General features: G+C 40.6%; 13 protein-coding genes. 6 read left to right on the forward strand and 7 right to left on the reverse strand.

Annotation, left to right across the window (positions count from 1 at the left end; translation table 11 throughout):
• The first annotated feature begins 90 nt into the window (after window positions 1-90).
• Both OO007_RS07230 and OO007_RS07235 read left to right on the forward strand, forming a co-directional pair.
• Window positions 91-705, forward strand: a complete 615-nt coding sequence (locus OO007_RS07230; RefSeq protein ID WP_325808289.1) for a hypothetical protein — start codon at window positions 91-93, stop codon at window positions 703-705.
• Window positions 706-809: 104 nt separating this feature from the next.
• Complete coding sequence (locus tag OO007_RS07235; RefSeq protein WP_325808290.1) at window positions 810-2822, forward strand: GlyGly-CTERM sorting domain-containing protein; 2013 nt, start codon at window positions 810-812, stop codon at window positions 2820-2822.
• A gap of 116 nt (window positions 2823-2938) precedes the next feature.
• On the opposite strand, the gene OO007_RS07240 is transcribed toward OO007_RS07235, so the two are convergent.
• The 5 genes from OO007_RS07240 to nth all read right to left on the reverse strand — a co-directional run bounded on the left by OO007_RS07240 (window position 2939) and on the right by nth (window position 6616).
• Complete coding sequence (locus OO007_RS07240) at window positions 2939-3391, reverse strand: hypothetical protein (RefSeq protein ID WP_299880626.1); 453 nt, start codon at window positions 3389-3391, stop codon at window positions 2939-2941.
• Between the two features lie 66 nt (window positions 3392-3457).
• Window positions 3458-3946, reverse strand: coding sequence for a DUF1841 family protein (locus OO007_RS07245; RefSeq protein WP_325808291.1), 489 nt, complete (start codon window positions 3944-3946; stop codon window positions 3458-3460).
• Window positions 3947-3960: 14 nt separating this feature from the next.
• Window positions 3961-4833, reverse strand: a complete 873-nt coding sequence (locus OO007_RS07250; RefSeq protein ID WP_325808292.1) for an SGNH/GDSL hydrolase family protein — start codon at window positions 4831-4833, stop codon at window positions 3961-3963.
• 149 nt (window positions 4834-4982) lie between these two features.
• Window positions 4983-5987 carry a D-2-hydroxyacid dehydrogenase gene (locus OO007_RS07255; RefSeq protein WP_325808293.1) on the reverse strand — a complete coding sequence of 335 codons (1005 nt, stop codon included), beginning with the start codon at window positions 5985-5987 and terminating at the stop codon, window positions 4983-4985.
• On the reverse strand, window positions 5984-6616 hold the full coding sequence (gene nth / locus OO007_RS07260; protein ID WP_131905425.1) for an endonuclease III: 633 nt from the start codon (window positions 6614-6616) through the stop codon (window positions 5984-5986). The genes OO007_RS07255 and nth overlap by 4 nt, the downstream gene beginning before the upstream one ends.
• Window positions 6617-6739: 123 nt before the next feature.
• Here nth and OO007_RS07265 point away from each other — a divergent pair, with 123 nt between their 5' ends.
• Complete coding sequence (locus tag OO007_RS07265; protein ID WP_325808294.1) at window positions 6740-7621, forward strand: alpha/beta hydrolase; 882 nt, start codon at window positions 6740-6742, stop codon at window positions 7619-7621.
• Window positions 7622-7687: 66 nt separating this feature from the next.
• Here the strand turns inward: OO007_RS07265 and OO007_RS07270 are convergent, their stop codons facing one another.
• Both OO007_RS07270 and OO007_RS07275 read right to left on the reverse strand, forming a co-directional pair.
• Window positions 7688-8161 carry a LabA-like NYN domain-containing protein gene (locus OO007_RS07270; RefSeq protein ID WP_325808295.1) on the reverse strand — a complete coding sequence of 158 codons (474 nt, stop codon included), beginning with the start codon at window positions 8159-8161 and terminating at the stop codon, window positions 7688-7690.
• A gap of 56 nt (window positions 8162-8217) precedes the next feature.
• A complete protein-coding gene (locus tag OO007_RS07275; RefSeq protein WP_325808296.1) occupies window positions 8218-8934 on the reverse strand; it encodes an NYN domain-containing protein in 717 nt (238 codons plus the stop codon).
• A gap of 369 nt (window positions 8935-9303) precedes the next feature.
• Between OO007_RS07275 and glyA the strand changes: the two genes are divergently transcribed.
• The 3 genes from glyA (at window position 9304) to ribD (ending at window position 12317) form a co-directional block, all read left to right on the forward strand.
• On the forward strand, window positions 9304-10566 hold the full coding sequence (gene glyA / locus OO007_RS07280; RefSeq protein ID WP_325808297.1) for a serine hydroxymethyltransferase: 1263 nt from the start codon (window positions 9304-9306) through the stop codon (window positions 10564-10566).
• 15 nt (window positions 10567-10581) lie between these two features.
• Entirely contained in the window at window positions 10582-11100 is a 519-nt protein-coding gene (gene nrdR, locus OO007_RS07285) for a transcriptional regulator NrdR (RefSeq protein ID WP_325808298.1), read from the forward strand.
• Window positions 11101-11162: 62 nt separating this feature from the next.
• A complete protein-coding gene (ribD, locus tag OO007_RS07290; protein WP_325808299.1) occupies window positions 11163-12317 on the forward strand; it encodes a bifunctional diaminohydroxyphosphoribosylaminopyrimidine deaminase/5-amino-6-(5-phosphoribosylamino)uracil reductase RibD in 1155 nt (384 codons plus the stop codon).
• Window positions 12318-12514: the final 197 nt, after the last annotated feature.

The raw sequence follows: 12514 nt of genomic DNA on the forward strand, positions 1-12514 counted from the left end.
ACAGATAATTTCAATATGAGTCAGCTGTTTATAGTGAAAGGAAAGAGAATCAAACTATAAATTTTTTTGCGAGATAAAGAGAAGATAATAATGAAAATTAAAACAAAATTTCTAAGTACGCTAGTGCTTGTTCCATTGTCATTTGGGTTACCTATCCAAGCCGATCAAGTCATTTCAGATGACCTAATAGTGCAAAGTAGTCTTTGTGTAGGCGCTGAATGTATCGAAGATGAGGAATTTCATTTTGATACCATCAGACTCAAAGCAACTAACCCACAAATCCGTTTTCAGGATACTAGTATTTCAGCATCTTTCCCAACAAATGACTGGCTCATGGGTGTTTCTAGCGATACTGATAACATCAGTATATTTTCTATTACTGATGTAGATGCCGGCAAAGCAGTTTTAAGATTGAGCGCTGCTAGCAATGGTGGTGTTGCCCTGGGTGCGGATGCAGAATTGGTCGAAGATACTGTTTCAGTAGGTTCAACGGGTAGTGAACGACGCATTATTCATGTCGCACCAGCCACAATGCCAACGGATGCAGTTAATAAAGCACAATTTGATGCTTTTACAACAACAGCTACTACAGCAGTTAACGCACAGATTACTGCTTTTGATATTCAACTCACTACGTTACAAGATGAAATAACGACTCTCACAACTCGTTTGAATGCTCTCGTTACGCGCGTCGATAATTTATAAACGACAGCTTACATAACGTTTCTTTTTTCTCTCATCGATAAAAAAACATATCGATAAGGGTATAAAAAAGAGCAGAAAATTCAAAGAGAGAATGGAGAATACAGATGTTATTTTACAATAAAGTAATACAAATAAAAATTTGCCTATTGCTATTATTTATCCCCTTTTATGGCGCAATAGCCGATCAAGTTATTAATGATGATTTAATACTCAGTGGTGTAAGCGATGGCACTGCCCCCGCTTATGATTGTAGCGCAGGGGTTACACTGCCTTTTGATTCAACAACAAATTCTTTTGATACAAGTTCAGTCGGATCAGTGATACCCGCTGGTGATCCATTAATAATTGCGACCCCAACTGCATGTACAACAGTTGCTGGGGTTTTTATTTGCGAATACACTTGTTCAACCCCGGATGCATCAGCCTGTATAGGATCTGATTGTGCCGATGATGAAGTATTCAATGACGACACACTTAGACTAAAAGAGAATAATCTACGCATTCGTATGACGGATACTGCTGTTGCCACTGGTTTAGGACAAAGCTGGAATATTGAAGCAAACTCATCTAGAAATACAGCACCGTCTTATTTTGATATACAAGTAAAATCAGTTACTAAAGATACAACTAGATTAGTAACTGCTCTAGATGGTGTGGTTCCCTCTTATGATTGTTCTGTTCCTGTAAATATTTTTTCTCCACCTCCCGATAATCTACCACCTGTGACAGGAACAATTCCAATCGGTCAACCATTTATAACTCCGGTACGAGACCCTGCAACTTGCGTTTTGTCAGGAGGCGGAACCACCTGTTCTTTTACATGTGATCCTGATGTAGATTTTGAAGTTCAGTCAGCCCTTACGTTTGGTACAGCAAACCCTGCTAATGACCTAGGTAACAGTATTGCTATTGGTTCCTCAAGTGAATTTGAGGTAAACACTGTTTCGGTAGGTAAGGCTAGTTTATTACGCCGAATCGCCAATGTGGCTAATGCAATCGATGCCACTGATATTTTAACGCTTGAAAGGCTCGATGAGTATTCAGTAGTCGAAGATCAAATTGCCGCTGCGGCATTACTAAAACAGAAAGTAGATATGATGAATACGCAGTTAGATACGTTAACTGCTCAGATAGATATCATTGATTTAGACGATGATGATGATGGATTCTCAGACCTTGATGAAGCTACGTGTGGCTCTGATCCACTCAATATTGCAGATACGCCAACGGATACTGATAACGATAAACTATGTGATGCTGGCGTCGACGCCGATGATGATAACGATACTTTCTCTGATGTTGATGAAGGTACCTGTGGCACAGACAGTTTAGATAACACGTCAGTTCCACTAGACACAGATAGTGATGGAATGTGTGATGATGGTGTCGATACAGATGATGATGGCGATAATGTTCCTGATGCTAATGATGCTTTCCCACTAGATAAAAATGAATCAGTAGATACTGATGGCGATGGAACAGGAAATAATGCGGACACAGATGATGATGGTGATGGAGTCCTTGATATAAACGATGCATTCCCACTTGGTCCAACTGAATCATTAGATACTGACGGTGATGGTATAAGCAATTTGGCTGATGAAGACGACGATAATGACGGTGTTGCTGATATAGATGATGCTTTTCCATTAGATAAAAATGAATCAGTCGATACCGATGGTGATGGCACGGGTAATAATGCTGACCTCGATGATGATAACGATAATGTCCTGGATGTTGATGATGCGTTTGCCTTAGATGCGACTGAGTCGATTGATACCGATGGTGATGGAACAGGTAATAATGCCGACACTGATGATGATGGTGATAATGTACCAGATAGAAATGATGCGTTTGCTTTAGATGCTTCTGAATCGGTTGATACTGATGGTGATGGAATAGGTAACAATGCGGATACTGATGACGATAATGACGGAGTTTCAGACGATGAAGATGAGTTTCCTTTAGATCCAGCGAAATCGTCTAGCGATGTATCAGATTCTACTGATGATGAAACCACGAAAAAGGGCGGTAGTATGAGCTTCTTAGGTTTATTGTTACTTGGTGTGATTGCCTTATTACGCAGGCGTTATGTAGAGTTGAGACACTGTAGTTAAGCTTTAGATCAGATAAATGGTTTTAAGCCACCTCCCCACTTACAGGCACTTTTTTAAAAAGTGCCTGTAAGTGGGGAGGTGGCTTTTGTTTTATGGTCTATAGCTAAAATAATGAGTTAGTGAATAACAACCGCTTTCCCATCCCTTTTAAGCACTTTTATTCGATCGCCAACTTTAAAAATTTCTTTAGTTGATTGTGTAATTGCTACCGTTTCACCGATATCTTTTTTAACGATTAATTCTTGCGCTGTTTTGTCTTTTGTTGCGTTGCGGTAGAGGGTGCTTAAGGTCTTTAGATCAATTGATCCCTGAATTCCCGAGGTTCCACTTGAATCTACATTCACACCAACATTACCGTAGGAGTGAATCGGTTCTGGTGCTACCTCTATAATTCTGACGGCTAAAACAATGCCCGTCTCGATTTTTTGTTCAACACTGACTGGAATAGCGTCATCTACTTTGCTTTTAGCGGAATCAGTCGTTGTGCTGGATGAACTAGAACAAGCACTAATTATCAATAATGAAAGTGCATAGAAGCTACAACGTGTGATTGTTTTAGTGTGTGTCATGTTTGTAAATCGCTTAGTTAGATTTAAGGTTACAACGAATACAATTTTCAATGGAGGTGAATGAGTTTAGCCTTTATTCGTCCGAAACTTTTCTTCCATCTTACCCAGACAATCCAGATAGCTATTTTCATCAGGCGCGATATTATTCTGCTGTGCTTGCCACATCGCTTCTGATAAACATTCCATCATTTCATGCTCGGTATCGTGTACTCCTTTTAAGGCAACCAAACGTTGATAAAGTTCAGCGATGCCAACAGGGCGGTTAGTCGTTACTTGCTCTCGAATACCCAAGTGCATGCCCATGTGTAAAAAAGGATTATTTTCTCCCATCTCCGGCAAATATTCGGCGTTAACACTGGCTTCTTTGTTTTCTAACAAGCCATGATATTCTGGGTGCTCTTTGATGACCGCAGTGACTTGCTGTTCTAGGTCGGTCAGCGTCTGTTTTTGTTTGAGGTGTTTATCCCAGGTATCGCAATAAAACTGACGCAGCTGTTCGCGTTGTTGTTCGTATTGGTCGGATGAAGTTGTATTTGAAGCGTCGTCAGAAGACATAATTACCATAAAATTTAATGAATCGCGTTGATCATTTTAAGCTTTTGTTCAATTTTATGCGCAATTTTTTTATAGCCTTTTTTATTAGGATGAATCTCATTCATCCAGTCGCCACTTTCACCTGTGCTATCCAGTGCAGCTCGCGTGAGTAGATGGCGCGTATCAATCACGTGAAAATTAGCGATAGGATTTACACCATTTTCCAGACTCAAAAGTCGCACGGCGAGTTGATCGAATAAATAATCACTCAATGCTTGCCAATCCGTTTTTGGGATCTCTGCATTTTTCATACAGGGATAAAGCCAGGGACCAAGCAAACCTACGCCAAAGAAGCGTGCAGGTGCATCGCGTGGTGTTGGGTAATCGTAGGTATGTAAGACGATTGGAATGACGTGATTGCCACGAATAGCCGCCAAACGGCGGAAGTGGTTTTCGATATTTTGCAGAAAGTTTTTCACTTCTACCTGTTTACAATAATCGGCAGGTTTATGGATAGTTTCTCCCTGCCGTTCTAAGCGATTTTTAATTAAAGTGCGTGCTTTGTCGATGAGATCATTGCCACCAGCACTCAAAATTATCGCATCCCATGGTGTCGTAGTATGTTCTTCAATGGCGAATTTAAACGACTGATCGCGTGGCATCGAAGAGATATGTTTGATAGTGTCGCCAGGTTCAGCGAGATTCAAAATCAACACTTCTTCGCTAAAGCGCAAGGTATAAAGGATATTGGTAAACCAGGGGTACTGTAGACTTTGGCCACCAATAGTGAACCAGGAGTCGCCTTCTGCAATGATGTTGCGTTTATTAAAAACAGGGTCACAGAAAGTGTCTGTTACTTCTGCTTCATAGACATCATGGTAATCACAGATATTTGGACGTTTAGCCATAGTGACAAAATATCTTATATGCAAACGGAGTTCTGTGAATAAAGTCACATTTCGCTATACCGCATTGAATCGGTACAGCGAAATGTAACTAGGTATAAATTTTATCGTTACTGCTGTCCTGCTGTTTGCTTATTAATAATTACCTGCTGCTACGTTTCCACCGCTTCGTTATCTGGTTGCTCTTGTTTAGACAGCCAGTCTCTAAGATTCTGTGTCGTCTTATTTACCACGCGCTGTCTCGCTTCAATGGCAGCCCAGGCAACATGAGGTGTAACAATCAGGTTTGGAATATCAGTAGCTAATAATGGATGATCTGCTGGTGGTGGTTCTTGTTCTAGTACATCAATACCTGCGCCGGCTATCACACCATCTCTCAGTGCTTGCGCCAATTCTTCATTATCAACCACAGCACCGCGGGCGGTATTGATTAAAATGGCATCTGATTTCATCTTTTCTAAAGCTTCGCGATTAATCAGTTTATGGGTCTCAGCTGTGAGTGGGCAATGCAGACTCAGCACATCCACAAGGGGTAATAAATCATCCAGTAATAAACGACCATCTGGCACAGTGTCTGCACCTGCGCGAGCAGCAATCAGGACATTCATGTCAAATGCTCTGGCAATTCTTTCGACGCCTTTGGCTAAGGTGCCGTAACCAACGAGACCAATAGTTTTTCCTGCTAATTCACGAATAGGGAATTGCAGGCTGCTGAAATGTTCGCTCTTTGACCAACCGCCATTTCGCGTCATTGTCTGGTAATCATTCAATGAGGTCGATAACGCTAGAATTAACATTAAAACATGTTGGGCAACAGAGGGAGTCCCATAATTGGTCACATTGTATGTGGCGATTCCCATTTCTTCGCAGGCTTCAAGATCGATATTATCCATGCCGGTAGCGGTTAATAAAATGGCTTTTAATTGTGGGCATTGCGCTAATAATTCGCGATCAAAAACAACCTTATTAGCGATTGCAACATCGATGCCTTCGAGGCGTTCGAGTCGTTGCTCTGCGCTGGTGTTCGGGTAACGCTGACAATCTTGAGCCAGTTCAACCAAAGCCTCTAAATCCAGATCTCCCGGATTAAAGGTGGTTTCATCTAATATGGCGACACGAAAATTATGAGCGTTGTCGGATGAAGTGGAGTTAGTCATAGATTTTTCTCTTTATAATCACATAAATCACTAATCAAACAGGCGCCACATCTGGGTTTCCTCGCAACACAGATGTAACGCCCGTGTAAAATTAACCAATGGTGTGCATCGACTAGAAATTCTTTAGGCACAAAGTGTAGTAGTTTTTTTTCGACTTCAACGACATTTTTGCCTTTAGCAATTCCTGTTCGATTGGATACACGAAAAATATGTGTATCGACGGCCATTGTGGGGTGTCCGAATGCGGTATTTAAAACCACATTGGCGGTTTTTCGGCCAACACCGGGTAATGCTTCTAACGCTTCTCGATCGTCAGGCACTTCAGAGTGATGAAGATCAATGAGCATTTTGCAAGCCGCAATCACATTTTTAGCTTTGCTATTATATAAACCAATCGTTTTGATGTATTCCTTCAAGCCATCTTCTCCCAAGGCATAAATGGCTTCGGGTGTATTCGCCACTGGGAATAGTTTTGCGGTTGCTTTATTCACACTGACATCGGTTGCCTGCGCAGATAATGTAACTGCAACTAATAATTCAAAAGGGGAATCAAATTCAAGTTCGGTGGTTGGGTGTGGGTTAGCTTCTCGAAAGCGTCTGAAAATTTCATAGCGTTTTTCATTATTCATTCGCGGAGTTTATCACTCGGGTTTGCTGTTTGAAAAACATCTCTTTTAAACTTATTAAAAAAACTGCCCCAAAGTAGGGGGGTGTATTTGTTATTTAAGGGCTAATCATTTAGCCTAATAAATATGCCTAATTACCATAACTTTATTAGATTAATGAAACAGGCGGCTTTCATTGGCTTGTTTGTTGTTCAAGTGGGTTGTTCCAGTTTTAAAGGAACAGAGTTGGCGTATGAAAAAATCCCAACCAGCAGTTTAGATAAAACCATCGAGTATGGTGTTTATACACCACCGAACTGGATCAAGACAGAAAGACTGCCGCTTGTGCTATTTCTACACGGTGCTCGAGATGATCATAATACTCTGGAACAATACAAGACTCACCGTTACTTCGACGAACAAATCAACGCGGATCAAATGCCTCGTTTTATTTTAGTTACGCCGAATGGTGGTAAGGGCTTCTGGGAAAATTGGTACGATGGCTCGCATAATTATCGTGACTGGGTGATGCAGGACATTCTTCCCAAAGTACAAAAAGATTATAATACGCTGGATTGTCCCGAACATTGCAGCCTTATGGGAATATCCATGGGTGGCTTTGGTGCTTTGCGCATGGCCAGTATTTATAAAAACAGTTTTTCAAGTCTCAGTGCGATAAGCACGCCTGTATTGAGTAATGAGAATAAACAGGATACAAAAGTGCCTTTACTGGTCCGTCTATTTTTTCCTCTGAAACGAATCTTCGGCCCCAAACTTTATAATGGTGATGAATCACAGAGCATTAGAAATGTCTGGTCAGATAAGAATAATGTAGCACTGCAAAAAATACGTCTACAACTAATCTGGGGAGATAAAGATCAACCCAATATTATTAGATCGAATCAAAGCTTCCATGAGCTACTGCAGAAAAGTGGGCGAGAGCACGAGTATTTTATCTACGATGGTGGACATAAATGGGTAGATTGGCAACCGAACTTTAATCGAGTCATTAATTTTCTGCTGAAGTGAGTTACAAAAAGTGCCCCAAAGGTGGGGAGTGCCATTTAGTTTCGTTTAATTGTCGTATTAATCTGGCTACAACAATAGATTAGAATCAATAGGAATAAATTGGTTCGCTGCATTCATTAAAGACGCTGCCGTTAATGGTTCCACGCCATAAACGACTACCGATGCATGATGTTTGCTTTGCATGCGATTCGCGAGTAAATCAAAGTCACCATCGCCGGAAACGAGAATAACCGTATCACTTTGTTCGGCATATTCCATCGCATCTAAAGCAATACCAACGTCCCAATCTCCTTTTGCTGAACCATCCGAACGCTGGATATAGGGTTTTAATTTCACCTCAAAGCCAATGGCTCTGAGTATATTTTGGAACTGTCTTTGCTTTTCATCCTGACTTTCAATTGCATACGCAGTCGCTTTCACAAGTTTTCGGTTTTTAGTCGCTTGTGCCCAAAATTTGTTGTAATCAAAATTTCGTTTGTAAGCTTGCCTGGTTGTGTAATAGACGTTTTGCACATCTACCAAGATTGAGACTGTTTCCATGGGTTAATACTCTAGTTTTTATAGAAAAAGGTAATAAAGTATCATCACCGAAATATCTAATTAACTATTTTGGATTTTACTATAAAGGTAGTGCCTTCTCTTTTTAACTCGAAAAGTCCTATAGCTTCAATTAGATCACTTAATCTAGTGAACCCATAATTCCTTGAGTCAAAAGAAGCATGGTTAGAGATTAAAGTTCCGACTCTTGATAATTTAGACCAACCATCATCCTCTTGAGTTGTTTTTACAGAGTTATTTAATAATTTAACTAGTTGGCCATTTTTTTGTAATTCTTTTGTTATATTTCTTGTTGTGTTTTTAACTGGCAGCTCAGTTATTTCATCATCAAGATATAAAAATTTTGAACAAGCATTAACAAACACGGCTGGTGCCTTTCTTTGTCCGTATCCTATTACTGGTTTTCCTTCTGAGAGAATTCTGGTTACAAGCGGTGTAAAATCACAATCAGAACTTACAATACAGAATGCATCAGTGTTTTTTGTATACAGAATATCCATAGCATCTATTGTTAGGGCTATATCTGTAGCATTTTTGCCTTTAGTTAAATCATATTGTTGAATCGGTTGAATAGCATGATCCTGAATGATTGCTTCCCAGCTTTTTAGGTTAGATGAGGTCCAATTTCCATATGCTTTTCTAATATTAACTTTTCCAAACCCAGCTAGTTCAGATAAAATTTCCTGAATAAATTTTGATGGTGAATTATCTGCATCAATAAGTAACGCAATATTTTCCATTTTTTCAATTGGCAAAATACTAACCCTCTAATTTTTATTATTAAGCAAAGTCGTTTTTTTTGATTTAAACATTGCTATAGGAATAAATATACTTTTCTAAGAAGAATGGTATTGGAAAATTTGTGTTTTTATATCTGCTTTATTCAGTGGTAAAAAATGGAATATATTTTTCTTACATTAGATAACGATAGATAATTTGTAAATATAACTGCCCATAAGTAGGGGGGTGGCTTCATGAATATATCAGTTGGCTTAAAATGAATTTCGGGTGTTCTCTGCATTCTTCAGCCTAGAAGAGCAAAAAGATGTCGTTATTGCATTATCTATTTAGAATTTTTGCGTTATTATGTCGCTCTTTTCTGAAATAATCTGGAGCATTCAACAATGTTTTCTAAAGACATGACAATCGCAAGTTACGATCCAGAACTTGCTGCTGCTATAGCCTCTGAAGTACAACGACAGGAAGATCACATTGAGTTGATCGCTTCTGAAAACTACACGAGCCCTCGCGTGATGGAAGCACAAGGTTCTGTGCTAACTAATAAGTATGCCGAAGGTTACCCGGGTAAGCGTTATTACGGTGGTTGTGAATACGTTGATGTTGCAGAGCAGTTAGCAATCGATCGTGTTAAAGAATTATTTGGTGCGGATTACGCGAATGTACAGCCGCATTCAGGCTCTTCAGCAAACCTTGCGGTTTACATGGCGCTTGTCGAGCCAGGAGATACAATTCTTGGTATGTCTCTTTCTGATGGCGGACATCTTACACATGGTTCACACGTAAGTTTTTCCGGTAAAGTTTACAATGCGGTTCAATACGGCATAGATGATAAAGGCATTATTGATTACGAAGAAGTTGCTAATTTAGCGCGTGAACATAAGCCAAAAATGATTATTGCTGGTTTCTCTGCTTATTCACAAATTGTTGATTGGCAGAAATTCCGTGATATCGCTGATGAAGTTGGTGCCTATTTATTTGTCGATATGGCTCACGTTGCCGGTTTGGTTGCTGCAGGTATTTATCCATCTCCAGTACAAATTGCTGATGTAACAACATCTACTACTCACAAAACACTTCGTGGTCCACGTGGTGGAATCATCCTTGCAAAAGCGAATCCAGAGATTGAAAAGAAGTTAAACTCTTTAGTTTTTCCTGGAACTCAGGGTGGTCCGTTAATGCATGCGATTGCTGGTAAAGCGGTAGCGTTCAAAGAAGCATTAGAGCCAGCATTTACAGAATACCAAAAGCAGGTTGTGATTAACGCACAGGCAATGGCGAATACCTTTATGGAGCGTGGTTTCAATATCGTTTCTGGCGGTACTGAAAATCACTTGTTCCTGCTTGATCTCATCGACAAAGGTCTAACCGGTAAAGTGGCTGATGCTGCTTTGGGTAACGCGCACATTACGGTTAACAAGAACTCTGTACCTAACGATCCTCAGTCTCCATTCGTAACGAGTGGTCTACGTATCGGTTCTCCTGCAATCACTACGCGTGGTTTTAACGCAGAAGACAGTTCGCAACTCGCGCATTGGATTTGTGATGTATTAGAATCAATTTCAAAAGATGAAAACGATACTAGTGTAATTGATGAAGTGCGCGGTAAAGTGACTGAGATTTGTCAGCGTTTACCTGTTTACAAATAAGTCGGTAGCTAATTTATGCATTGCCCTTTCTGTGGAGGAGATGATACTCGAGTAGTAGATTCGCGTCTTGCCAGTGAGGGCGATCAAGTGCGTCGTCGCAGGGAGTGTACTTCCTGCAACGAACGTTTTAGTACCTATGAAATAGCTGTTTTTAATATGCCGCAAGTGACCAAGTCAGGCGGTGAAAAACAGGCATTTAACGAGCATAAACTTAGAGCAGGACTAATGCGAGCAACGCAAAAACGTCCTGTTGATTCTAAATCCATCGACCGTGCAGTGATGGATATCCAGAAGCGTATTCTTGCGCGCGAAGGTTCTACGGATAAAAACGATAAATCTGATTTAACGACCAATCTGATTGGTGAATTCGTGATGGAAGAATTACGCAAGCTGGATGATGTCGCGTATATACGTTTTGCCTCGGTTTATCGTGACTTTAATGATATTGGTGAGTTTATCGATGCTATTGAAGGGCTTGAGAATTCTCCTAGCCCAGAGCTTAAAAAACGCCAGAATAAACTTCCAGGTACGTAAATCGATAGATCTCTCAATTTATCGTTATACTGTCTTAATCCACTTCTCTTTTTATCTTGTTTATGAGTAAGCAAACCTCACCTCAAATCAATGCTCAAGATCATGCTTTTATGGCGCGAGCTATTCAGTTGGCTCAAAAAGGTCAATACACGACCCATCCTAATCCACGTGTGGGTTGTGTCATCGTTAAAGATGGCGAAATAATCGGGGAAGGTTATCACCAGTATGCAGGTCAAGGGCATGCTGAAGTCAATGCAATCGCTGCTGCGACCAGTTCGCTTGTTGGCGCTACAGCATACGTTACTTTAGAACCCTGTTCGCATACGGGTAAAACACCGCCTTGTGCGACAGCGCTTATCAAAGAAAAATTTTCACGCGTGGTAATTGCCATGCAAGACCCTAACCCTCAAGTTGCCGGTCGCGGAATCCAGCTGCTAAGAGATGCTGGTATCGACGTCGAAGTAGGTGTTTTAGAAGCACAATCAAGAGCACTAAACCCGGGTTTTATCAAACGTATGGAAACTGGGCTGCCCTGGGTCAGAGTAAAACTCGCCATGAGTCTCGATGGTAAAACAGCGATGGCGTCAGGTGAAAGCCAATGGATAACAGGCCCTGAGGCGAGAAAAGATGTGCAGTTTTTACGCGCTAAAGCCGATGCTATTTTAACCGGTTCGGGGACTGCGATTGATGATGATCCTTCGTTGAATGTGAGATTGACTGCTGATGAGTTAGGGATCAATGGACCAGTAAATCAACCTTTACGCGTCGTATTAGATTCGCACTTAGCATTATCTTCAGAGGCTAAAATGCTAGCTCTGGAAGGCGATACACTGATTTATTCCAGCGCTGATACCAAGAGCAAGCACAGCGATAAGATTCAACAGATTGAGTCCGCAGGTGCAAAAGTCGCTTTTGTTGAAACTGATTCGAATTCTCAAGGTCTAGATTTGAACGCTATTCTGACTGTTCTGGCGCAACAGCAAATCAATGAAATCCATGTCGAAGCCGGTGCCACGCTTTGCGGTGCATTGTTGCAACAAGGCTATGTCGATGAGATCGTGCTTTATATGGCGCCTAAAATTATGGGTGATGATGCGCGTGGGTTGTTGGCAATTCCCGGGCTGGATAAAATGAAAGATACAATAGATTTAACGATCAATGATATACGATCAATAGGTTCGGATTGGCGCTTTACCATTACACCGATACGAAAGTAATTAAAACGTAAATTGTAAGTCGTGAAAAAAGTCCTCCAAAGTAGGGGGGTGCCATTTACGATAAATGCCTTTTAAAAACTACAGGAATTATCTTTTATGCCAGCCATCAGTGATTATGCAACTCACTGAAAGCATAAGTAAAATAATTCTATAAAATGCAATAAAGATTAAACCCAAAAGAAAACGATAAAAAATAC

The sequence above is a fragment of the Cocleimonas sp. KMM 6892 genome (genome assembly GCF_035798195.1).
GTDB classification, from domain to species: domain Bacteria; phylum Pseudomonadota; class Gammaproteobacteria; order Thiotrichales; family Thiotrichaceae; genus Cocleimonas; species Cocleimonas flava.